This window comes from Streptomyces sp. NPDC048002 (assembly GCF_040653275.1).
In the GTDB taxonomy this organism is placed as follows: Bacteria; Actinomycetota; Actinomycetes; order Streptomycetales; family Streptomycetaceae; genus Streptomyces.
This window is the reverse complement of the sequence record NZ_JBEZNL010000004.1, coordinates 351,111-372,911: the sequence shown is the minus strand read 5'-3', so window position 1 is coordinate 372,911 and position 21,801 is coordinate 351,111. Positions and strand designations below refer to the sequence as shown.

The following is a 21,801-nucleotide window of genomic DNA, read 5'->3' as shown; positions in this document are numbered from 1 at the left end:
CACCAACGCCCGATGCGGAGCCACCACACCCTTCGGCCGCCCCGTCGAACCCGACGTGAACATCACACACGCCGCATCCCACCCACCACACACCACAGCGAGATCGGAGTCATCCCGTCCCGCTATCAGCGCCGCATCACGGTCGAGCAGGACACGACGCAACCCCAACCCGGGCAGCGAACCGGCAAGGTCATCACGCGTCACCAGAACACGAACACCGGCATCGGCGACGACCGTCGCCAAACGCTCCGCCGGGAAAGCCGGGTCCAGCAGCGTGTACGCCGCCCCCGCCTTCAGCACACCCAGCAACGACACGATCAGCTCAGGCCCACGCTCAAGATGAACCCCGACCACGTCACCCGCGGCCACACCCACATCGACGAGATGACGAGCCAGCCGATTCGCCCGGCTATTCACCTCCCCATACGTCAGCTCCACCCCACCCTGAACCAACGCCACCACATCCGGCGCCTCCCGCACCCGCGCCTCGAACACCGCAGGCACCGACCGGCCATCCACCCCACCGCAACCAACACCACCCCACTCCAGAACCCGCCGCTGCTCCTCCACGCTGAGCATCGGTAGGGAAGTGAGGGGCAGGTCGGCGTCGGTGACGACGGCGTCCATGAGCCGGGCGAGCCGGTCGACCATGGCCGCGACCGTGCTCTCGTCGTAGAGGTCGGTGGCGTATTCCACGTCCCAGCACAGCCCGGCCGGACGACCGTCGTCCCCGGTGATCTCCTCCACGAAGAAGGTGAGGTCGAACTTGGCCGCCGGGTGCTCCAGGGGTTGCGTGGCGGCCTGGGCACCGGCGAACTCGTACACCCCGTCGATGTTGTTCTGGAGGACGAGCATGGTCTGGAAGAGGGGGTGCCGGGCGGTGGAGCGGGCGGGGTTGACCGCCTCGACCACCCGCTCGAACGGCAGGTCCTGATGCGCATACGCCTCCAGATCGGCGGCCCGCACCCGGCCCAGCAGCTCACGGAACGTCGGATCACCCGACACATCCGTCCGCAGCACCAGCGTGTTCACGAAGAACCCCACCAGCTCATCCAGGCTCTCATCGGTCCGCCCCGCGACCGCCGTACCCAGCGGAATGTCAGTGCCCGCACCCAGCCGGCTCAGCAGCGCCGCCACCGCCGCCTGCAACACCATGAACAGCGTCGTCCCGCTCTCCCGCGCCAACCGCACCAGACCCGCATGCAGCTCCGCATCCGAACGCACCCGCACCATCGCACCCCGATGCGACGCCACCGGCGGACGCGGCCGGTCCACCGGCAACTCCAACTCCTCCGGCATACCGGACAACGCCTCAGTCCAGTAACGCAGCTGGCGCAACGCGAGACTGTCATCGTCGCGCTCGTCACCCAGCAGATCACGCTGCCACAGGGCATAGTCGGCGTACTGCACCGGCAACGGCACCCAGTCAGGCGCCTCCCCGGCCACACGCGCCTCATAGGCGCGACCCAGGTCGCGAGTGAGCGGAGCCATCGACCAGCCGTCACCGGCGATGTGATGCAGGACCAGCACCAGCACGTGCTCCTGCTCACCGAGTTCCAAGAGGGCCGCGCGCAGCGGGAGTTCGGTGGCGAGGTCGAAGACGTGACCGGCGGCTTCGGTGAGCAGGGCGGGCAGTCGGTCCTCGGTCGCGGGGGCGACGCGCAAGGTGAGGTGGGGCTCGGTGAGGATGACCTGGCGCGGTTCGCCGTCGACGGCCGGGAAGAGGGTGCGCAGGGCTTCGTGACGCAGGACCACGTCGTTGAGGGCGGCTTCGAGGGCGGGGCCGTCGAGGGGGCCGCGCAGCCGGACGGCGAGCGGGATGTTGTACGTCGATCCGCCGTCCTCCCACTCCCGCAGGAACCACAGACGCAGCTGGGCGAAGGACAGCGGGACCGGGTCGGGGCGCTGTTCGGCGACCGTGAGCCGGGGCCGGCGCTCGCCGTTGTCGCGCAGGACGGCGGCGAGTTCGGCGACGGTGGGCGCTGCGAACAGCATGGGGAAGGTGATCTCGGCGCCGAGGGCGCTGCGGATGCGGCTGATCAGCCGGGAGCCGAGCAGCGAGTGGCCGCCGAGGCGGAAGAAGCTCTGGTCGACGCCGACTCGTTCGAGACCCAGGATCTGGGCGAAGAGCTGGCAGAGCACTTCCTCGTCGGGTGTGCGCGGCGGCCGTATGCCGTCCGTGTGGGCGGCGGGGGCGGGCAGGGCCTTGCGGTCGACCTTGCCGTTGGAGTTGAGCGGGAGCGAGTCCAGCACCACGAACGCGGTGGGCACCATGTAGGGGGGCAGTTCCTCGGCGGCCCGCGCAGCGAGCTCGTCGGGGTCGGGGTGGCCGGACTCGCCCGGGACGACGTAGGCGACCAGGCGCTTGTCGCCCGGCCGGTCCTCGCGGACGACGACGATGCGCCGGCCGACACCCGGGAGGCGGCCCAGGACGGCCTCTATCTCGCCGAGTTCGATGCGGAAGCCGCGGATCTTCACCTGGGCGTCGGCCCGGCCCACGAACTCGATCACGCCGTCGGGCAACAGGCGTACCAGGTCGCCCGTACGGTACATGCGCTCGCCGGGGCGGTCCGGGCAGGCGACGAACCGTTCCGCCGTCAGTGCGGGCCGGGCGGTGTAGCCGCGGGCCACGCCGGCGCCGGCGAGGTACAGCTCGCCTGTCGCCCCTTCGGGCACCTGACGCAGGGTGTCGTCCAGGACGTGTGCGGCCATGCCGTCCATGGCGCGTCCGATGGGGACGGTCGCTCCGACGCGGTGGGGCGGGCGCAGGGCGATGAAAGTGGCGAACGTGGTGGTCTCGGTGGGGCCGTAGACATGGACGAACTCGGTGTGCGGGCAGCGGTCGAGGACGCGCTGGATCGCCTCGGGCGAGCATGCCTCGCCGCCGCTCCATACCTGCCGCACCAGGTCGAAGACCTCGGGGTCCTCCTCGGCGACGAGGTTGAACAGGGCGGTGGTCAGGAACAGGCTGGTGACGCCGTGCTGTTCGGTGAGGCGGCGCAGGGTGCGCGGGTCGAGCTGGCCGGGCGGGGCGAGCACGGCCTGGTGGCCGGCGAGGAGCGGCACCCACACCTCGTAGGTGGCCGCGTCGAAGGCGTGCGAGGAGTGGACGAGGACCCGGCGCTGCGCCTCGCCGTCCCAGCAGTGGTCGGCGGCGAGGGCGAGGATGTCCCGGTGGGTCACCGCGACGCCCTTGGGTGCGCCCGTGGAGCCGGAGGTGAACATGACGTAGGCGAGCCCGAGGGGGTCGATGACCGTGCCGGGGTCGGTGTCGGGGCAGTCGGCCAGGGCGGTGTCGTCGTCCACGGTGAGGGTGGTCACCAGGCCGTCGAAGAGGTCGCCCGGGTGGGTGGCGCGGTCGGTGAGCAGTACCGGGGCGCCGGTCTGCTCGATGACCGCCTGCATGCGCGCGGCGGGGTAGGAGGGGTGCAGCGGCACATAGGCGGCGCCCGCCTTGAGGACCGCGAGCAGGGCCACCACCAGGTCGGCGGAGCGTTCCATCAGCACGGCAACGGCGGTCTCGGGGCGGTCGCCCACACCGAGCCCGGCCAGCCGGTGCGCCAGCCGGTTGGCGGCGCGGTCGAGTTCGCCGTAGGTGAGGAGCGTGCCGTCACCGCGCAGGGCCACGGCGTCGGGAGCCCGCCGGGCCTGTGCGGTGAAGGCGGCCACGACATGGCCGAAGTGGTCCGGGCCGGCAGGGCCACTGTCGCCGCCCACCGCTCCGCTGCCCTGCCGGGCCTCGGCTCCGATCGACGAGAGGCCATCCTCGGGCATGTCCGCGTCACGATGGGTCGGCATGGCTTTCCACTCCACCTTGTCTGGGGTTGATGGATCTCACGAACGGGAAGTGCGGGGGGCGCGGCCGGTGGGCCGGGGATCAGGCCGAGTAGACGCCGGGGAGTTTCGGGTAGGCGCTGGCCTGCCACACGGATTCGACGCCCGTGACATAGCGGGTGAGCCGTTCCAGGCCGATACCGAATCCGGAGCTGGCCGGAATTCCGGCGCGGGCCATGTCCAGGTACCAGCCGTACTTGGCGGGATTCTCCCCGGTCTCCCGCATACGGGTCACGATCCGCTGGTATTCGTGTTCGCGTTCGCTGCCGCTGGCTATCTCGCCGTATCCCTCGGGCAGCAGCAGGTCGAAGTTGCGCAGCACACCCGGGTTCTCGCGGCTCTCGCGGTCGTAGAAACCGCGCGATCCCTTGGGGTAGTCGGTGACGAAGAAGGGGCGGGCGGTCTCGCGTGAGAGCCGCGCCTCGTCGGCCCAGGCGATCTCGGCGTGCGGGTCGCCGGCCACTCGGGCGACGGCGTCGACGTGCGACATCACGTCGAAGGGGCCGGCCAGGACGTCCTGGAACCGGCTCGTGTCCCGGCCCAGCCGGGCCAGTTCCTCCCCCATGGTGGTGGTGGCCTCACGGACCGCGGTGACCACGATGCCCTGAGCGACCCGCATGATCTCCTCGCGGGTGTGTCCGGCGGCTTCGACGTCGATCTGGTGGAACTCGGCCAGATGGCGGCCGGTGTCGGCGGTCTCCGGGGGCTCCAGACGGACGTTGGGCGCGATGCAGAAGATCTTGTCGAAGGCGTGCAGCGAGGCCTGCTTGTACAGGATCGCGCTCGTCATCAGCTTGTAGCGGCGGCCGTAGTAGTCGATGTCGACCTGCTTGGCGCCACGTACTCCGGGGTCGGTGACGGGACCGATGATCGGCGCGCGCAGTTCCACGAAACCGGCCTCGTCGAGGTGTCTGCGTATCGCCATCAGGATCCGGTACTGAATACGCAGTACGTCACGGGTGACCGGGTCGGAGAGATGGTGCTGAGGCGAGTCCGGCGGGCGCTGCCGATGAAGTGCCGCCGTTTCCTTCAGGCCCGTTGCCATGTGAGGTCTCGATTCTCTGAAAAGGGCGTGCCGACCGGGCCGATCGGGTCCGGTCGGCAGCGGCTCCGGCTGATTTCAGCGTGAGATTAGTTCGCGGTTTTACGGTCAATCGGCAGTTGCGTACGGCAGATTCGCGGAACTTCGACCGGCGGACCCTGAACGGGCGCGTGCGGCACAGGCACGGCGGCGCCGAAGCGCGGCGGAGCGTGGGTCGGCCGGGTATCGGAGCGGTCCCGGAAGTGGTGGGGTGGTGGGTGCGTCGGCCGTACTGGGGCCGGCGGTGCCCGCTGATGGCCCGAGGTGGATCGAGCAGTTCTTGAGGCTGGGCGAGTACGGTTCGTCCTGCTGGTGGCGTTGGTGCGGCGCCGCAATGGTGACGTGGAGCCTCGGGTACGGGTCGCACACACCGTGTCCGGGCTGGAAGAGAACTGAAGGGTGATGCGGGTCCGCCGGCTCAAGGGCTACGGCGTTTCACCGCACTGGACAACTCCTGCCCCGCAGGAGGGGAAGCCTCTAGCCGACGAGCCGACGCTCCAGGTATGCCACGCCCTGGTCGACGGCCAGGAGGCGCCAGGACTGCTTGGCCATGTCGTTCAGGGCGGTCTCCCAGGTGCCGTCACCGGCGTCGGGAGCCAGGGAGGCGAGCAGGATGGTCGCGTACTCGAATCCCGTGGACGAGGCGACGGCGGCCCACTCGGTGGCGCCGGCTCGGTCCGACGGGACGGCGCGGGCCGCCTTGGCGAAGGCGCCGCGGCTCTCCTCGTCCAGTCTCAGCGCGTCCGCCAACAGGCGTACGGTGTCCTGCCGCGGCCGTTCCACGCGCCCGTGCTCGAGGTCGCGGATGGCCCGGACGCTCAGTGCCGAGAAGTCGGCGAGCTGCTGCTGGGTGTAGCCCTCCCGGATCCGGTGGAACTGCAGCAGGGATGCGAAGGGGCTGGCCTTGGTCGGCGTGGTCAAGGTTCCTGTCTCCCGTCTCTTCGTGTGTGGAGTGCGAACGGTCACTGCCAGCCGGTGGTGTCCTTGCCGGCCGTCGGGTCGGGGGTGGGGGTGGAGGTGGCGGCGCCCTCTTCGGCCACGACCCGGGCACCGGCGCCGGAGGACGCGGAGTGCGCGGTGACTGCGGCGACACCGACGGCGGGGACGGCGACGAGCGCGAGCGTGGCGGCAAACTTGGCGACAATGTTGGGCATAGCGGACATTGAACGGCCTCCTGGTTGAGGGTGCTGGTGCTGGTGCTGGTTCAGTGGGTTCGAGCCGGGAGTTGCGGGTGCGCCCCCGGCGTCCGGTGGCGTATCCCCGCTCGGGGTTCCGCCGCCTGCCGGTGCCACTACTCTCGGGCCGGCGCTGCGTGCATGTCAGCTCTCGGCCGTGTCCTCATCCGGCAGCCGCATAGTCCGTCCATCCTCACCTGCACGTCCCAGGAGTCCGTCGAAGTACGCCCCTACGATCGCCGCCGAGCAACTGGTGATGCTGCTCCGCTGCAGGGCGGGCACCCGCGCGACGGTGCGCCGCGAGACCGCGAGCGCGGCCTGCTCCGCCCTCACAAGCGACTCGGCCACGACATACAGCCCCACGGTCAGCCCCTGGCCGGCGCCCGGGTGGACGCTCACATGCTCAACGCCCTCCGCGGAGGTCGCCTGCGCGATGAACTGTGCGGCCAGGTCGTCCGGCACCCGGAAGTCGCGGGGCGTGTGCAGACGCACATGGATGAGATGCATCCTTCGATCCTCGGGAAGCCGACGAGGAGCAGCAACCAGGAGAGATGGACGCTTTCTGCCAGGGCCTGAAAGGGCCACTCGCCGAAGCAAAGGAGCCTTCACGGTTTTCCCGGCAACTGGTGACACCCGGGAATGCGTGCTTGGATGGCCCCCGTCGTCGGACAGCCACCGGCCCGGGGGAGAGATATGGTTCTGGCTGCGCTCGGTTTTGACCACACCTGCGAATCCGTCTATCGCGCACTGCTCGCCCGCCCACAGCTGGGCCTGAGTGAACTCCGGGACGATCTCGGCCTTTCGGACGCCGAGCTGCGAAGAGCACTGGACAAGCTCAGCGAACTGGCGCTGATCCGGACGTCGCTCGACGCCCCTCACTCGTTCCGGGCCGTCGACCCGGAGATCGGCGTCCAGGCGCTCATCGCGCAACAGCAGGAACGTTTGGCCTCTGAGCAACAGCGCATCGAACAACTCCGCCTCGCCGCCGCCCATCTGACGGCCGAGTTCTCGCTTGCCAGGCCGCGGCACATCACCGAGAAGGTCGAACGCCTCGACGGCATAGAGGAGATACGGGACAGGATCAGCATTCTCGTCAAGGACGTCGCGTCCGACGTGATGACGCTGGCGCCCGACGGTGCCCAGACCGCGGAGAACATGGAAGCGGCCCATCCGCAGGACCTCAGGCTGCTGGAGAACGGCGTGCGGATGCGCACCGTCTATCTGGACAGCGTACGGAACAGTCCCGCGACCACCACCTACGCGAAGTGGCTGACCGGCCTCGGCGGCGAAGTGCGCACCGCCCCGTCGCTGCCCATCCGCCTGATGATCCTCGACCACCGCACGGCCATCGTGCCGACCGACGAGGAGGACAGCGGGGCCTCCGCGCTGGTACTGACCGCGAGCGGCACCCTCACCGCGCTGAGCGCCCTCTTCGAGACCATCTGGGAGAACGCCGTACCCCTCGGGACGGCGACCCGCGACCGCGACGAGCGCGGTCTGACGCCCCAGGAAGCCGAGACGCTACGGCTGTTGGGCCGCGGGCTGACCGACGAAGTGGTCGCCAAACGGCTCGGGGTCTCCCCCCGCACGGCCCGGCGCATCGCGGCCGACCTCATGGAACTCCTCGGCGCCCGCAGCCGCTTCCAGGCAGGTTGCCGCGCCGTGGCGCGAGGGTGGCTGACGGGGGACGAATGAGGCACGAAATCCGGCGGTCCCGCCGTTACGGCGGAACTGCCGGACCGTAATACCGAGGGGTCCACGGCGTCGCCGGGAATTCATCAGGACAGGCAAGAAATCGGCCATTCCCGCACCCGCAAGGGCTTCCATCGCACCGCGGGTCGGTGGACTGCCGGTCAACTGCCGCCCCAACTGCCGCCCTTCGCATGGCCCGGGGCCTACCCTGCCGCATTCGTGAGCTTCTGCGAATCTGGCAGCCTCGGGCCGGAGGCAGAGCGGAGCAAGCCCGTGAGCGGGAACTTCCGGCCAGTGCGCCGTCGTTGGCACGGGGTGCCCGTCACGAGCACCTTCGGGTTACTGACGGCCGCACCGCCGCAGTTGCTTGACACCGGCCTGGGCCGGGACGTCGTGATAGCCGGCGCGTCCGGTGCAGTCACCGGAGCGGTGACGGATTCCCTGTTTCCCTCACTGCTCGTGCCGCATCTGACGACAAGCACAACACACCACCGACCTCCCTCACTCGACCGCACCGGGGCGGCCGGCCACACCGGCCGGCGCCCCGCCCCAGCCTTCCGAACATCGCGAACACCCTTGACACCGTGACGCCGCGTCCCGCCGCGCGGCCATCGACCGCATCTACACCGAGGACGTCGCCTTCACCGACCTGGAAGGGGTCACCACAGGCCGCGAGGCCGCCGAGGACAACGTCGACGTCCTCCTCACCAAGGACCCCGCCGACTTCCGGTTCACCGAGGACGGCCCGCGCTACGCCGGCCCCGACTCCACAGCCCTCACCTGGGCCTTCGGCCCACCCGGCGCACCCGCCGTCCGCGGGATCGACGTCATCACGATCCGCGACGGCAGGATCGCGAACATCCTGACGAGGTTCACCGCCTGACGGTCACGGTCACGGTCGGGGTCGGGATGCCGGTGGAGGCTGCTTGGATGCGGGCAAGCCGGTGGCCGAACGGGAGGGTAGCAGGGCATGTCCGAGCATGTGATCGAGGATCTGGTGGCGGACTCGGTCCGTCTGCTGGACGACCGTACCGCGTCGGGCGATCCACGCGTCCGGGACTGGTTCGCGAGGCTGTACGGCTTCCAGGACGGGTTCGACTGCTCGTTCACGCACTTCCGGGTGATGGACATCCTGCTGCGGCGCGGATACGCATACCGGTTCCCGCTCGACCGGCACCCCGACTTCACCGAACGGGCAGCGTATTTCGCCGCATTGACGGAGTTCACCGCGCTGCGCACGATCGACGAGGACGCGCCCGACTTCGACGGCTACGACGACTGGCTCCAGGACGGCTACGTCGATCCGCCGTTCCTGTACTGCGACGCCGACACCGCCCTGTGGCGACGTATGGTCTCCCTCGGTGAACTCCGCGGCCCCGACAGCGTCCCGCCTCGACAGACCCCGTTGATCGACGTGGTCCGTGAGATCGCCGTCGCTGCCGAAGCGGACGGCAGCCCTCAGTTCATCGGTGAGTGGTACGCGTTCGGCTGCGAGACGCTGGTCGGCGGTCCGGCGGGCTGTCCCTTCGACGTCGACGAACTCGCCGACATGCCCGCCGTACGCGACCTGCGCGCCGCCGTTCGGCGCACTGGGGCGCTGGCCTTCGCCCGGAAGTCGCCCTACGCGGCCCCGGTCGAGTTCGCCGACGATGACGAACTCGAAGCCTGGTGGTGGAAGGCGTGACGAGGCGATCGGCCGCCGGCCAACTCGCCAGCAGTAAACGGAAGATGTGTGCGCCGCCGACTACGGTCCGCTCGGAGCCGTCAGGAAGCCGAATGTCGGCTTCGACGCCTCCCTGCGCGGCGGGAGCAGCACCTCGCGATGCTCGGCCGGGAACGCGAACACACTTCCCGCCGGAATCAACTCCCGGCAGGTCTCCGACACATCCGGCCCGACCGTCTCCCCGGCCCATTCCCCCTGCATGCCAACACGACTGCCCCCAGCTCTACCGAGCCAAGGCCAGAACCCGAGAATTACTGGGCACCCTTCTACGACGTCAGGTCGAGGGCTGCGATGCCCTCTGCCGAGGTGACGTAGACGCGGTTGCCGCGGATCACCGGGGCCGACACCGGGTAGCCGGCGGCCAACGGGAAGCGCCAGATCCGCTCGCCCTTGAGGTTCAGGGCGTGAATCTGCTCGGAGGTCTGCAGGAAGATCCGGCCGCTCGAGACCCCCGGTTCGGTGAAGTCGTTGTCCCCGGCACGGTAGGTCCAGGCGGGCTCGCCGTCCGCCGTGAATGCCTTCACAACCTCGTTCGCCGTCACAAGGGCCAGCGAACCGGCCCCAGTGACCGGGTGCTCCCACTCGCCGTCGGCCTCTTTGCTCCGCCACAGGCGCTTCCCGTCGAGCGAGAAGCCGTGCCAGGTCCATTCGCCGCTGGAGGCCGCGGCCAGCGCCCGGCCGTCCACCACCACCGGCGGCCGCAGGTCGGCGGCAGTCACCTCGGCCTCCCACAGCGGCGTGCCGTCCTTGGCCTCGACGGCAGCCAGCACACCTGCGCGGGTAGCCGCGTAGACCACGCCCCGGTGCAGCAGGGGCGCCCCGGTGAGAGGGCCCAGGAGTCCACGCTGCCAGCGCATGCTGCCGTCCGCCGCGTAGGCCCGCAGCTCGCCGATCTCCTCGTCCCCGCCGCCCACCACGACCGTGTCCCCCACCCCGAGGACGGGGGCGGTGCCCTGCGGCCCAAGGTCCCTGCTCCAGCCGCTCTTGCCCGCCGTGTCGTACCGGCACAGCCGCAACCGCTGGGAGCCGTCCGTACTGTCGCCCTCGACAACGGTGCAGTAGACACCGTCCGCCGTCGCCACGGGATCGAGACCGGAGCCGCCGAGGGTGGCCCTCCACAGGTCCTCGCCTTCGGCGGAGAACGCGTACAGGTCGATGGAGGACGTGGCGGCGTACAGCACGTCGCCCCGGGGGGAGAGCGTGCCGAGCTGTCGTGTCATGACCTGGTCGAGGGAGAACTGCCAGCGCACGGCCGGCTTCCCGGTGGCCGTCGCGGACGGCGCCTCCTTCTTCCCCCGCTCCGGCTCCCGCAGCCACCACCAGCCGCCCACGCCCGAGGCGACGGCCACCACCGCCCCGCCGGCCGCGGCCCGCAGCACTCCCCGGCGCGGCGGCGCCGCAGGCACGACGGCGGGTGGCGCGACCGCGTCCGGCACCGTGGCCGGGGCCATGTACTCGACCCCGCTGGCCCCCTCCACGTCCTCACCCGTCACCCACCGGGCGCCGCCGCCGGTGAACCAGTCCGGCCGCACCACCGCGCGCAGTGACTCCTCGGTGTGCCCGACGGCCGTCATGACGGTCTCCGGGCCCGGCCGCTCGGCCGGGTCCGGGCGCAGACAGGACTCCACCAGCGGGCGGAACTCTGCGGGCACCGCCGACAGGTCGTGGTCGCCGTTCAGGATGCGCAGCAGGACCACCGAGTCATGCCCCTCGCCGAAGGGCCGACGGCCGCCGGAGGCGTACGCAAGGACCGCGCCCAGAGCGAACACATCGCTGGGCGGGCCCACTTCGGCGCTGTTGCGGATCTGCTCCGGAGAGACGTAGCCGACCGTGCCGACGACCGACCCGGGATTGGTCAGCGAGGTCGCCTCCAGCGCCCGGACGATCCCGAAGTCGATGACTCGCGGACCGTCCGCCGCGAGCAGGATGTTGGAGGGCTTGAGGTCCCGGTGGACCAGGCCCCGGGCATGGATCGCCGCCAGCGCCCGGCCAAGGGCCGCGGCGAGAATCCGTACGGCGGAACCGGACAGCGGGCCCTCGTCGTGCACGGCGTGCGCGAGCGTGGGTCCCTCGACGAACTCGGTGGCCATCCACGGCGGTTCGCCCTCGGGGTCGGCGTCCACCACCCGGGCGGTGTACGTGCCGCCACCGCCGACCTCGCGCGCGGCCCGCAGCTCCTGGCGGAACCGGGCGCGGAAGGTATGGTCCCCGGCGTGCTCGGGCCGCACCACCTTGACGGCCAGCCGCAGCCCGCCGCGCGCCTCGGCGAGGAACACCTCGCCCATACCTCCGGCCCCCAGCCGCCCGAGCACCTCGTACGGCCCGATCCTCCGAGGATCGGTCTCCCGCATTGCCTGCACCGCGCCCCCCGATCATCCGCGTGGTGATCCCCCGGGAGCGTACGTCAGCGGTCCGCACCGCGGGCACGCAACACCCGCCCTCCGTAGGCCACTTCCACAGGGCACCGTCCCGGACCGGTCCGCGGATCACGGCCACGAACCCCTCCACGTACTCGTCCGCGAGCCGGCCGTCCCCGGGCTGTGCGTCGGTTCAGCAAGGACGTGCGGCCTCGCCCCGTTTTCACACGGGCACGTAAAGCTCCTGCGGCGATGCGCCCAGGACGAGTCCGTTGTCGAAGCGGACCCGCACCGTCACCAGGGGTCCCTGTTCCTGGAATGCCACCCACGCCGGCTGCAGCGCGCCAACCTTCTGCTCCAGATCCCTCCTGCTCTCCGGGGGCATGCCGTCACCGTAGGAGTCGAGCAGCGACTTGAGCCGCTCGTATTCGCGGACGTCGGCGTCCTCACGAACGTGCTCCGTGACTTCTACTACGGTTCCCGCGGTGTCGGCGGCGAGGGAAAGGATGCCAATGACCGCCCCGGACACCTCGATCGGGTCACTCAGGCGAAGATCGGCTGCCAGCTTGACGCGCTGGCCTTCCTGCAAAGTCATGGGATTCCTGTTCCACGGTCCAGTCGTGCTCGCTCCATGATCGCGCCTGCTCCTCTGAGCAGACGTACCGGCCGTGCCGCTGGCGGCGCGCCCGGCGGCGTCAATCAGGACAGACCGGACCGGTCCCACCGGAGACGCCGCACCCAACCGTGAGCAAGTCATCGGGCACAGGTACGGGTGGGACGCCGAATGCGGGGTGAATGGCCCCGCTGCGGCAAACCGGAGAAGTCTGCGGCTCGATCGTGTGCCCACCCAGCTTCGCTCCTGTTGCGGTGCGGTGCAGTGCAGACGACCCCTCCCTCGACCTGCGCTAACGTGCCGATCACCTCTTCTGCGGCCTGGGAGCGCTGCAGGGAAAACCGGAGTCGTGCGTGCTGGTCGGAGCAGTCGATCTATATGGGTGCGTCAGCTCGAAGTCGCTGTGCCCCCGCAGCGCGCCGACACCGAGGAGGGATGATCCCTAGTCCCGGCAGGCCGCTGCGATCCGCTCCCGGAACGGTCGTCTGCGAACCGCTTCCGCCACCTCTGCCAGCAGGTCCGCCAGCGGCATCGACAGCTCCGCGTCCAGTTCCGCCATCGCCGCCGCCGTCGCATCCCACTCCGCCTCGATCCGCGGCAGCAGGGCAAGGGCCTTCGGAGTGAGCCCGACCAGCCGGCGGCGGGCGTCTCGCGGGTCGGGGGTGTGGACCACCAGGCCCGCGCGGGCCATCTGTGACGCCGTCTGGCTTGCGGCCGAGTGCGTGACACCTACCGCCGCGGCCAGGTCGCGGACCGAGAGCGGGCCTTCGGCCTGCAGGGCCCGCACGACCGGGGAGAAGCGGGGCCGGTACTCGGCGAGGCCCTGTTCCTCGTAGACCTTGGCCACGTCGCCGTCGAGCAGCTCAAGGACGTGGCGGAGCAGGGCTCCGACGGCTACCCGGTCAGGATGGTTCCTCATCCTGTTAATCTAACAGCGCTGTTAGATTAACAGGAGGGTACGTCTCACATGACCGAGCTCCATCCCCCCATCGAGCCGTACGAGCACGGCATGCTCGACGTCGGCGACGGCAACCACATGTACTGGGAGACCTGCGGGAATCCCGCGGGCAAGCCCGCCCTCGTCCTGCACGGCGGGCCGGGCTCCGGCGCAGGAGCGTTCTGGCGCCGGCTGTTCGACCACTCGGCGTACCGCATCGTGCTCCTCGACCAGCGCGGCTGCGGGCGCAGCACACCCGACGCCGCCGATCCGCAGACCTCGCTCGCCGCCAACACCACCCCGCATCTGATCGCCGACATTGAACTGCTGCGCCAGCTCCTCGGCATCGAGAAATGGCTGGTCATCGGCGGCTCCTGGGGCACAACCCTCGCTCTGGCCTACGCCGAACAGCACCCCGGACACGTGACCGAGCTGGTGCTGTACAGCGTCACCAACACCACCCGCCGCGAGGTGGAGTGGGTCACCCGGGACATGGGGCGGCTCTTCCCCGAGGAATGGGCCCGGTTCCGCGACGCCGTGCCGCGGCGGGAGCGCGGCGGCAGCCTGGTGGATGCCTACGCCAAGATGCTCGCCGATCCCGATCCTGCCGTACGGGAGCGTGCGGCCCTGGAGTGGTGCCGGTGGGAGGACGTCCACGTGTCGACCCACCAGGGGTACACGCCCAGCCCCCGCTACAAGGACCCACACTTCCGGCTGCGCTTCGCCCGCCTCGTCACGCACTATTGGCGGCACGCCGGCTTCCTGGAGGACGGGGCACTTCTGCACCATGCCGGGAGGCTCGCAGGCATCCCCGGCGTGATGATCCACGGGCAGATGGACATCAGCAGCCCCCCGGACATCGCCTGGCAGTTGGCACAGGTGTGGCCGGACGCCGAGCTCGTCCTGCTCGGCGAGGCGGGGCACGGCCTGTCGGGGGACGCCATGACAGAGGCCGTGCTGGCGGCCACGGACCGGTTCCGGCCGGCCGAGGAAGCGACTGGTGGCCGTAGCCTCGCTCGTTGATCCAAACCGGCGTTCACGGCACGCCGTCGGACCACTCGGCCAGAACGCCGTGCTCGAAGCGTGCGCCGGAATGAACCAGGGGCACCAGGGGGGCTCCGGTGAGTTCGGAGTCGCCGAGATGACCGCGCCCAGGGGACTCACGGAACCGCGGCGTGAACCACACTCGTGATGGTTCACAGCTCAGCGCTACGACGAGGCCAGGCGCGCCCTCGCGGTCCTCAGGTCGGCGGCAAGGATGTCGGCCGACGGATCCCCCGCCTGCTTCAGCAGATCGACCAGGGCAGCAGCTCCGGCCAAGGCCTTCTCCTGCGCTTCGTGCAGCGGCGGCCCGACCGAGCCGTCGCCGAGTTGAGTGTCCCAGCGGTGGGCGGCGTCGCAGAGGGCCAGTGTCTCCCAGAGCACTCGCACCGCCGCGTCGACGCTGCCGGTCTGCATCAATTGGGCTCCGACGTCGGCGAGTAGAACGGCCTGCCGTGGCACGGCCTTGACCACGTTCATGCGGCCAGTGGCCGAGCACCCTGCAACGACTGGCACGAGACCCGAAGAACACAGGGCAGGTCTGAGCCTCTACCAAGTCGTCCGGGACCTGCAGACACTCCTCGCTCTCTGGACCGGCGCCTGCCCCACCTGCCACCGAGACATGACCACACCCCTACGAACCTGACCAAGCCCTGCAAGGAGCATCCTTCTACTCAGGCGCGGGCCCGAGTCAAGAACCCAGGCCGGCCTGTGTCTCGACCGGTCACCTTCGACGGCCGACTCATCGCCGAACGCCGCTGAACAGAACCAACCGAGTCCCACGGTCAGCCACACAGGCCCTGTGTGGGCGTGGCCTGCTTGACCCGCCAGGCCGGTGGCCGCAAAGTCGAGATACGGCACGGGGGCAGCGCCGTATCCCTTTGCCGACCGGTCCCTTACTCCATTACTCCATTCCTCCATGAGTGGCCGGTGGGCCCAAATTGCCAGGAGCGACTCGTTCGATGGTCCTCGACCTATTGGTGATCGGTACGGCCATCAGCCTGGGGCCCCTGCACAACAGTGCATTCATCTTGCTGCTCTCCTCGCGACGCGGTGTACGTCAAGGGCTGGCATTTCTGCTGTCGTGGCTGGCCAACCTGGTCGCGGTGATTGCCGTCGTGGTGCTGCTGACCGGCGGCCAGCCTCCGGCTCGCCACAGCGCGCCTTCGACTGCCGCGATCGCCGCGAAACTCGCCATCGGTGTGGCACTGGTGCTGTACGGCGCGCACCGGCGACGACGGCCACCCCGACCGCACGGCCCGCCCCGCTGGGCCGCCCGGGTCGACAACGCCACCTGGGTTACGGCGGCCGGCCTGGCGTGGCTGTTGCAGCCCTGGGGACTGGTCGGCGCCGGTGCCGCGACGGCCCTCGACGCGAACCTGTCCTCCGCCGGCGACTGGTTCGCGCTGACCGGCTACTGCCTGCTGGCAACGCTCAGCCTCATCATCATGGAGATGTACGCGGTCTGGGCACCTGCGGCCGCAGAAGCCCGGCTCAACGCCCTCCGGAACTGGCTGAGCCAGCACCAGGAGCAGTTGATCGTCACGCTCTCCCTCGCCGCCGGCCTGTGGCTGACCGCCGCGAGCATCTACGAACTGGTCACCTGACGCAGGCGGGTAACTGCAAGACGTTCGGACTGGCCCATTCGGTGGTGACGCCAAGTAGGCCTCAGGGCTGAAGAATGCAGTGGCGGAGGTTGTCGAATCCTTGCCGTCCAGCTCGCTCTGGACACCAGGGTTGCAACCACAGTGCCGAGTACGCCAAGGCGCAGCAGCCTGCGGGTCATGGGCAAAAGGGCGCACGTACGGCGCGACCGCGGTCAGCGACTGTTCGGGGCGGGTGCCGGTCACGGGTTGCTCCTTCCGGTTCGTTGGGCTGGGTGGATGCGCACGCTGTGCAGCGGCCGTCGCCATCGGGGCGGGCACGACGCGGCGTGGGACCTGTAAAGGTGCCGCAGGACGGCCAGCCGAGACAGGCCGGGCAGAGGTCCTCGCCGGGGGCGGTTGCGGGAACTCCGCAGCCGGCGCATTCGACCAGGGCGCGGTAGGCCAGGGCATCGCCCACCGAGTGGGCGGCGGAGGAGGCAGCCGTCGGGTGCGGCCGCACGTCGTCCCATCCGGGCGCCTCGTTGGGTTCGGCCGCAGTAGTGGCAGGTGGTGGGTAGGCCTGGGCGGCCCGCAGCCGGGCGGCAACGATTGCGCCGACGGTGGTCCGTATCGGGTCGGGCAGGGGCCGGTGGGTGATGACGTGGCGCAGCTGTTCGCGGCTCCAGCCGGCTTCCAGCATCACGGTCACGACGCGGCCCTGGTCGGTCAGCGCCTTCCCGGTCAGCAGCAGCTCCGGACGGGAGGCTCCGAGCTCGAGCAGGAGCTGGATCCCCATCGACCTGTCCGAGGATTCCGTGGATTCCGCGGCCATTGCCTCACCGGATCGATCGCCCAGTTCATAACCGGCAGGACTCAAGGGTTCGGACGCAGCGGAGCGCTCGCCACCCCTTCGTCCCGGCCGCTCAACTCGGTGTCCAGCGTCTCCTGGGCCACGTGCATCGCCTCGGCGTACTTCGGCTCGAACATGCGCTCCCATGCCTGGTCCGGTGCGACATACTCGACCCGGCTCACCACCCACCAGATGTTGCCGAACGGATCCCGCACCCGGCCACCGCGATCCCCCCACGCACTGTCGGCAACCTCGGTGACCACCCGCGCCCCGTGCGCCACTGCGGCGGCCACGGCGGCGTCCGCGTCCGGGACGTAGATCCGCAGGAGCGCGGGCATCACCGGCCAGTCCGACCGCCGGTCGAAGGCGAGCACCACCGTGTCGCCGACACGGATCTCGCCATGACCGATGGTGCCGTCCTCCACCGGCACCCGCGCGAGTTCCTCGCCCTCGAACGCGGCGGTGATGAAGTCGAGCAGCGCACCGGTGTCGTCCGTGACCACCCACGGTGCAACGCTGGTGTAGCCCTCCGGTGCAGTGTGCTTCATCGGTCTCGTCCCCTCGTCGGATCCCGTCGTGGGACGACCGTAGAACCCAAGTAGGACGCCTAACGGCCTAGATCGAACCCGTGGCCCTTGGCCCAGGTCACTGCGCGAGCCCGACTCAATGCTCCACCGCTGCTCAGGGCCGGGCATGGCAGCGAGGTCAGTTCTGCGGTCGTTCGCGGACCCGGTCCGCTATCGCGTGGGTCAGTTCGACCGTGGTGCCCTTGCCGTGCAGGTCGGGGGTGAGGGGCGCCTCGGCGGGGCCGAGAGCCAGCACGTCCTCGATCGCGCCGAGCAGGTGGGCGGCCGCCTCGGGGTGGCCGAGGTGCTCCAGCATCATCGAGGCGCACCAGATCTGGCCCACCGGGTTGGCGATCCCCTGCCCGGCGATGTCGGGGGCGGAGCCGTGCACCGGCTCGAACAGGCTGGGGTGGTCGCGCTCGGGGTTGATGTTTGCGCTGGGGGCGATGCCGAGCGTTCCGGCGCAGGCGGGGCCCAGGTCGGAGAGGATGTCACCGAAGAGGTTGCTGGCCACCACGACGTCGAAGCGGTCGGGGTGCAGGACGAACTGCGCGGCCAGTGCGTCGATGTGGAGCTTGTCGACCCGAACGCCGGGGTACTGCCCGGCCATGGCGGCGACGCGTTCGTCCCAGTAGGGCATCGAGATGGAGATGCCGTTGCTCTTGGTGGCCGAGGTGAGGTGCTTGGCGGGGCGGCGCATTGCCTGCTCGTAGGCGAAGCGGAGGACCCGGTCGACGCCGATGCGGGTCATGACGGTCTCCTGGAGCACGGTCTCGCGTTCGGTGCCCTCGAAGACGCGCCCTCCGACGCTGGAGTACTCGCCTTCGGTGTTCTCGCGCACGACGACGAAGTCGACGTCTCCGGGCTCGCGACCGGCGAGCGGGCTGCGCACTCCGGGCATGAGCCGGCAGGGGCGCAGGTTCACGTACTGGTCGAAGGTCCTTCTGATCTGCAGGAGACTGCCCCACAGTGAGATGTGGTCGGGCACGGTCTCGGGCCAGCCGACCGCGCCGAAGTAGATGGCGTCGTAGCGGCGCAGGGTCTCTTCCCAGTCGGGCGGCATCATCGTGCCGTGCCGCTGCCAGTAGTCGGCGCTGGCGAAGTCGAAGTCGTCGAGGTCGAGGCTGATGCCGAAGCGGCCGGCGGTGGCGTGCAGCGCCTCCAGGGCGGCGGGCACGACCTCCTTGCCGATGCCGTCGCCGGGAATCACGGCGATGCGGTGCCGGGTCACCGGGCCTCCCGCAGCGCGTCGAGGCCGCCCTGGGCGTCCGACAGGGCGAGGCGTTCGGCGGTGGCCTCTTCGCGGGCGCGCAGGGCGCGGACCAGGGCGCGGTGACTCGAATACCGCTCCAGGCCGAAGGTCTCGTCCTCGGCGACGCGGCTCAGCAGCAGCTCGCGGCGGCGGGTGGGGGTGAACACGCGGCTGTGTTCGAGCATGCGGACCAGCACGGGGTTGTGCGCGCAGGCGCTGACCGTGTCGTTGAACTCCTGCATGGTGTCGAGGAGTTCGCTCAGATGCCGGTCGGTGGGCCGGTCCTGGCGGCTGCGCTCCTTGAGCAGGATGAGGAGGTCGTCGGCGCGGTCGAGGATGGCGTCGAGGGTGTCGAGCTGTTCGGCGGTGGCGTGCCGGGCGGCGAACCGGGCGACCAGGCCGCGCAGTCCGACCTCGACCTCCGCGAGGTCGTCCTTGGCGGCGTCGCGGATCTCGGCCACGAGCACCGTGCGTGGGCCGATCCTCTCGATGAGGCCGTCGATCTCCAGGCGTCGCAGGGCCTCGCGGACCGGGGTGGGGCTGATGTCGAGGCGGTCGGCCATGCCGCGTTCGGTCACCTTCTCCCCCGCCGCGAGCTCCCCGCTGGCGATCGCGGTGCGGACATATCGGTACGCCTGGTCGGCGAGGGTCTCGGCGGAGTTCATGGCCACAGCCTAGCCCATGCCATGGCGAACCTCTTTTGCAACCGTTGATTATTTTGCTACATCAAAATAGCGTGACGCCGGACACGTGGAGGTCACATGGCTGAAACCCCCCGGAGAATCACCCTCTTCATCGCTCTCGCCCTGTTCGCCCAGGAAGCAACCTGGAACTTCTACGACAACCAGGTGCCGGTACTGCTGCGCGAGCACGTCACCAGCGCCGCCCTCGTCGGCGCGCTCATGGGCATGGACAACCTGCTCGGCATCTTCGTCCAGCCCTGGATCGGCAACCGCTCCGACAACACCCGCACCCGGTGGGGACGGCGCGTGCCGTACCTGGCCGTCGGCATGCCCCTCGCGGCACTGCTCTTCACCGTCCTGCCCTGGACCACGTCCGCGGCCATGCTGATCGCGGTGATGGTCGGATACGCGCTGGTCGCCAACACCATGCGTCCGCTCGCCGAATCACTCGTACCGGACTTCATCGCGCCGGAACGGCGCAGCCGCGCCAACGCCATCGTCAAGATCGCCACCGCGCTGACCATCATCGTCGCGTCGCTGATCAGCATCTTCGTCGTCGACGAACACCCCAGGGCGGCATTCGCCATCCCGTCGGCGATCCTGCTGCTGGTCACCGGGGCCGTGGTCGTCAAAGTGCGCGACAACCGGTCGGCCGCCTACCGGGCCGCGGTGGCCGAGGAGGCAACCGCCGGACCCCAGGCCGCACGGGAACCGTTCCGGCACGTCATCACCGAGATGCTCACCGACACCGACCGGCGGCGGCTGCTCCTGCTGCTCACCATCATGCTGTTCGGCGGCGCCTGGTTCGCCTCACGCTCCCTCGTCACCCCCTACGGCATGGAAGCCCTCGGCCTGTCCCGCGGCGAAGCCGGCGGCCTCACCCTGCCCAGCGGCATCGCCTACGTGATCGCCGCCTACCCGGCCGCACTCCTCGCCGAGCGCTGGGGCCGCATGAAGACCATGGGCGCCGGGATAGCCCTCTTCGCCGCCGCGATGATCGCCGGTGCCCTGCTGCGGACCACCACGGCGACCGTGGCCGTCTTCTGCATCGCCGCCATCGGTGCCGCCGCCTTCCTCATCAACGCGGTCGTCGCGCTGTGGAACCTGGCCCCGTCCAGCCGGGTGCTCGGCACCTACACCGGCCTGTACGCGGTGACTTGGTATCTCGGCGGCTTCGGCGGCCCCGCCCTGATCGGCGGTGCGGTCGACCTGACCGGCTGGAACCTGCTGATGCTCCACATCGCCTTCCTCGCCGTCCTGTCCCTCCTCGTCCTGCTCCGACTCGGCCGGCTCCAGCGCCTGGCCGTCACCCCGATCCTGAAGTGATAAGCCGATGCCCACCCTTCTGATCACCACCGACTATCTGACCCCGGGCGACGAGGTCGACGACTACCTCACCGGCCTCGGCTTCACGACCCGTCACGACCCGATGCGCGCGCAGCGCACCGCCGACGAACTCATCACCGCCCTGGACGGTGTGGAAGGCGCGCTGGTCGCCAACGAGCCGATGACAGCCGAGGTCCTCGGCCGGGCACCGGCGCTGCGGGCCGTCGTGCGTACCGGCGTCGGATACGACTCCATCGACGTCGATGCCGCCTCACGGCTCGGCATCAGCGTCAGCAACCTGCCGGGCATCAACGCCAACGCGGTCGCCGAGTACACCATCGGCCTGCTGCTCGCGCAGGCCCGCGACCTGGTCGGCATGGCCACCGGGGTCGCCGCCGGCGGCTGGCCCCGCCGCGACGGCTTCGAACTGCGCGGCAAGACGCTCGGCATCATCGGACGCGGCCCGGTCGCCCGGCGGGTCAGGCCGCTCGCCGAGGCACTCGGCCTGCACGTACCCCAGGGTCTCCCCCTCGAAGAACTGCTGCGCGTAGCGGACTTCGTGTCCCTCCACACAGCGCTCACCGACCGAACCCGGCATCTGATCGACGCCGCGGCCCTGGCCAGGATGAAACCGACCGCGCACCTGATCAACACCGCACGCGGCGGCATCGTCGACGAGCACGCGCTGGCCGAAGCGGTCCGCAGCGGCCGGATCGCCGGCGCGGCCCTGGACGTCACGGAGACCGAGCCCCTGCCGGCCAGCAGCGTGCTCCGTGACGTCACCGGGATCACCGTCTTCTCGCACATGGCCGGGCAGACCGCCGAGGCCCGCCGCGACGCCGGGATGAAGGGCGCCCACGAACTGGTCGCCGCCCTCGCCGGGCACCCCACGCACGCCGTGACGGGCCCGCGGTGAGCACCAACCACGCGGGGGAACCCGCCGACTTCGGCGGCGGAGGCACACCCGGCCACCCGCACCGGAGAGCACCCTCCTCGGCCGACGCCCCTTCCACGGACGGCGTGCCGTCCCCGGCCGACGCGCCTTCCACGGCCGACGCCCCTTCGCCGGCCCACGTCCCTTCGCC

Annotated in this window: 19 protein-coding genes and 1 pseudogene; 7 read left to right on the top strand and 13 right to left on the bottom strand. The window is 70.2% G+C overall.

Annotated features, from left to right (window positions below):
* The 5 genes and pseudogenes from AB0E07_RS09100 to AB0E07_RS09080 all read right to left on the bottom strand — a co-directional run.
* Positions 1-3,798, bottom strand: a 3,798-nt coding sequence (locus AB0E07_RS09100) for an amino acid adenylation domain-containing protein (protein WP_362247737.1), incomplete at its 3' end; no start/stop codon positions are given.
* 79 nt (positions 3,799-3,877) lie between these two features.
* Complete coding sequence (locus AB0E07_RS09095) at positions 3,878-4,879, bottom strand: asparagine synthetase A (protein WP_362247736.1); 1,002 nt, start codon at positions 4,877-4,879, stop codon at positions 3,878-3,880.
* A 759-nt stretch (positions 4,880-5,638) separates the two neighbouring features.
* Positions 5,639-5,836, bottom strand: a pseudogene (locus tag AB0E07_RS09090) (helix-turn-helix transcriptional regulator); the annotation flags it as partial.
* Positions 5,837-5,877: 41 nt separating this feature from the next.
* Positions 5,878-6,069, bottom strand: coding sequence for a hypothetical protein (locus AB0E07_RS09085; protein ID WP_362247734.1), 192 nt, complete (start codon positions 6,067-6,069; stop codon positions 5,878-5,880).
* A 165-nt stretch (positions 6,070-6,234) separates the two neighbouring features.
* Positions 6,235-6,597, bottom strand: coding sequence for a hypothetical protein (locus AB0E07_RS09080; RefSeq protein WP_362247732.1), 363 nt, complete (start codon positions 6,595-6,597; stop codon positions 6,235-6,237).
* Positions 6,598-6,741: 144 nt separating this feature from the next.
* Between AB0E07_RS09080 and AB0E07_RS09075 the strand changes: the two genes are divergently transcribed.
* The 3 genes from AB0E07_RS09075 (at position 6,742) to AB0E07_RS09065 (ending at position 9,466) form a co-directional block, all read left to right on the top strand.
* Positions 6,742-7,785, top strand: a complete 1,044-nt coding sequence (locus AB0E07_RS09075; RefSeq protein WP_362247730.1) for a LuxR C-terminal-related transcriptional regulator — start codon at positions 6,742-6,744, stop codon at positions 7,783-7,785.
* A gap of 607 nt (positions 7,786-8,392) precedes the next feature.
* Positions 8,393-8,665: a nuclear transport factor 2 family protein gene (locus AB0E07_RS09070; protein ID WP_362247768.1), complete on the top strand. Its 273-nt coding sequence runs from the start codon at positions 8,393-8,395 to the stop codon at positions 8,663-8,665.
* Positions 8,666-8,752: 87 nt separating this feature from the next.
* Entirely contained in the window at positions 8,753-9,466 is a 714-nt protein-coding gene (locus tag AB0E07_RS09065) for a hypothetical protein (RefSeq protein ID WP_362247728.1), read from the top strand.
* 305 nt (positions 9,467-9,771) lie between these two features.
* Here the strand turns inward: AB0E07_RS09065 and AB0E07_RS09060 are convergent, their stop codons facing one another.
* The 3 genes from AB0E07_RS09060 to AB0E07_RS09050 form a co-directional block, all read right to left on the bottom strand.
* Positions 9,772-11,856: a serine/threonine-protein kinase gene (locus AB0E07_RS09060; protein WP_362247726.1), complete on the bottom strand. Its 2,085-nt coding sequence runs from the start codon at positions 11,854-11,856 to the stop codon at positions 9,772-9,774.
* A 229-nt stretch (positions 11,857-12,085) separates the two neighbouring features.
* Positions 12,086-12,457, bottom strand: coding sequence for a hypothetical protein (locus tag AB0E07_RS09055; RefSeq protein WP_362247724.1), 372 nt, complete (start codon positions 12,455-12,457; stop codon positions 12,086-12,088).
* Positions 12,458-12,917: 460 nt separating this feature from the next.
* Entirely contained in the window at positions 12,918-13,394 is a 477-nt protein-coding gene (locus AB0E07_RS09050; protein WP_362247722.1) for a MarR family transcriptional regulator, read from the bottom strand.
* A 48-nt stretch (positions 13,395-13,442) separates the two neighbouring features.
* Here AB0E07_RS09050 and pip point away from each other — a divergent pair, with 48 nt between their 5' ends.
* A complete protein-coding gene (gene pip, locus AB0E07_RS09045) occupies positions 13,443-14,435 on the top strand; it encodes a prolyl aminopeptidase (protein WP_362247720.1) in 993 nt (330 codons plus the stop codon).
* Between the two features lie 186 nt (positions 14,436-14,621).
* Here the strand turns inward: pip and AB0E07_RS09040 are convergent, their stop codons facing one another.
* Complete coding sequence (locus tag AB0E07_RS09040; RefSeq protein ID WP_362247718.1) at positions 14,622-14,933, bottom strand: hypothetical protein; 312 nt, start codon at positions 14,931-14,933, stop codon at positions 14,622-14,624.
* 482 nt (positions 14,934-15,415) lie between these two features.
* Here AB0E07_RS09040 and AB0E07_RS09035 point away from each other — a divergent pair, with 482 nt between their 5' ends.
* A complete protein-coding gene (locus tag AB0E07_RS09035) occupies positions 15,416-16,060 on the top strand; it encodes a GAP family protein (protein ID WP_362247716.1) in 645 nt (214 codons plus the stop codon).
* A 175-nt stretch (positions 16,061-16,235) separates the two neighbouring features.
* On the opposite strand, the gene AB0E07_RS09030 is transcribed toward AB0E07_RS09035, so the two are convergent.
* The 4 genes from AB0E07_RS09030 to AB0E07_RS09015 form a co-directional block, all read right to left on the bottom strand.
* Positions 16,236-16,871, bottom strand: a complete 636-nt coding sequence (locus tag AB0E07_RS09030) for a hypothetical protein (protein WP_362247714.1) — start codon at positions 16,869-16,871, stop codon at positions 16,236-16,238.
* Between the two features lie 41 nt (positions 16,872-16,912).
* Positions 16,913-17,437: a VOC family protein gene (locus AB0E07_RS09025; RefSeq protein WP_362247712.1), complete on the bottom strand. Its 525-nt coding sequence runs from the start codon at positions 17,435-17,437 to the stop codon at positions 16,913-16,915.
* 157 nt (positions 17,438-17,594) lie between these two features.
* A complete protein-coding gene (locus AB0E07_RS09020; RefSeq protein WP_362247710.1) occupies positions 17,595-18,686 on the bottom strand; it encodes a tartrate dehydrogenase in 1,092 nt (363 codons plus the stop codon).
* Positions 18,683-19,372 carry a GntR family transcriptional regulator gene (locus AB0E07_RS09015; RefSeq protein ID WP_362247708.1) on the bottom strand — a complete coding sequence of 230 codons (690 nt, stop codon included), beginning with the start codon at positions 19,370-19,372 and terminating at the stop codon, positions 18,683-18,685. Before AB0E07_RS09015 ends, AB0E07_RS09020 begins: the two co-directional genes overlap by 4 nt.
* Positions 19,373-19,468: 96 nt before the next feature.
* Here AB0E07_RS09015 and AB0E07_RS09010 point away from each other — a divergent pair, with 96 nt between their 5' ends.
* Together AB0E07_RS09010 and AB0E07_RS09005 are read left to right on the top strand one after the other, a co-directional pair.
* Positions 19,469-20,716, top strand: coding sequence for an MFS transporter (locus AB0E07_RS09010; RefSeq protein WP_362247706.1), 1,248 nt, complete (start codon positions 19,469-19,471; stop codon positions 20,714-20,716).
* Positions 20,717-20,723: 7 nt separating this feature from the next.
* Complete coding sequence (locus AB0E07_RS09005) at positions 20,724-21,632, top strand: NAD(P)-dependent oxidoreductase (protein ID WP_362247704.1); 909 nt, start codon at positions 20,724-20,726, stop codon at positions 21,630-21,632.
* Positions 21,633-21,801: the final 169 nt, after the last annotated feature.

What these genes read in the sequence shown, in the direction of transcription:
- AB0E07_RS09040 (WP_362247718.1), bottom strand. Translation starts at nt 14,933, where the DNA reads ATGAACGTGGTCAAGGCCGTGCCACGGCAGGCCGTTCTACTCGCCGAC.
- AB0E07_RS09060 (WP_362247726.1), bottom strand. Translation starts at nt 11,856, where the DNA reads ATGCGGGAGACCGATCCTCGGAGGATCGGGCCGTACGAGGTGCTCGGG.
- AB0E07_RS09030 (WP_362247714.1), bottom strand. Translation starts at nt 16,871, where the DNA reads ATGGCCGCGGAATCCACGGAATCCTCGGACAGGTCGATGGGGATCCAG.
- AB0E07_RS09015 (WP_362247708.1), bottom strand. Translation starts at nt 19,372, where the DNA reads ATGAACTCCGCCGAGACCCTCGCCGACCAGGCGTACCGATATGTCCGC.
- AB0E07_RS09085 (WP_362247734.1), bottom strand. Translation starts at nt 6,069, where the DNA reads ATGCCCAACATTGTCGCCAAGTTTGCCGCCACGCTCGCGCTCGTCGCC.
- AB0E07_RS09050 (WP_362247722.1), bottom strand. Translation starts at nt 13,394, where the DNA reads ATGAGGAACCATCCTGACCGGGTAGCCGTCGGAGCCCTGCTCCGCCAC.
- AB0E07_RS09025 (WP_362247712.1), bottom strand. Translation starts at nt 17,437, where the DNA reads ATGAAGCACACTGCACCGGAGGGCTACACCAGCGTTGCACCGTGGGTG.
- AB0E07_RS09080 (WP_362247732.1), bottom strand. Translation starts at nt 6,597, where the DNA reads ATGCATCTCATCCATGTGCGTCTGCACACGCCCCGCGACTTCCGGGTG.
- AB0E07_RS09065 (WP_362247728.1), top strand. Translation starts at nt 8,753, where the DNA reads ATGTCCGAGCATGTGATCGAGGATCTGGTGGCGGACTCGGTCCGTCTG.
- AB0E07_RS09010 (WP_362247706.1), top strand. Translation starts at nt 19,469, where the DNA reads ATGGCTGAAACCCCCCGGAGAATCACCCTCTTCATCGCTCTCGCCCTG.
- AB0E07_RS09055 (WP_362247724.1), bottom strand. Translation starts at nt 12,457, where the DNA reads ATGACTTTGCAGGAAGGCCAGCGCGTCAAGCTGGCAGCCGATCTTCGC.
- AB0E07_RS09035 (WP_362247716.1), top strand. Translation starts at nt 15,416, where the DNA reads ATGGTCCTCGACCTATTGGTGATCGGTACGGCCATCAGCCTGGGGCCC.
- AB0E07_RS09005 (WP_362247704.1), top strand. Translation starts at nt 20,724, where the DNA reads ATGCCCACCCTTCTGATCACCACCGACTATCTGACCCCGGGCGACGAG.
- AB0E07_RS09075 (WP_362247730.1), top strand. Translation starts at nt 6,742, where the DNA reads ATGGCCCCCGTCGTCGGACAGCCACCGGCCCGGGGGAGAGATATGGTT.
- AB0E07_RS09095 (WP_362247736.1), bottom strand. Translation starts at nt 4,879, where the DNA reads ATGGCAACGGGCCTGAAGGAAACGGCGGCACTTCATCGGCAGCGCCCG.
- pip (WP_362247720.1), top strand. Translation starts at nt 13,443, where the DNA reads ATGACCGAGCTCCATCCCCCCATCGAGCCGTACGAGCACGGCATGCTC.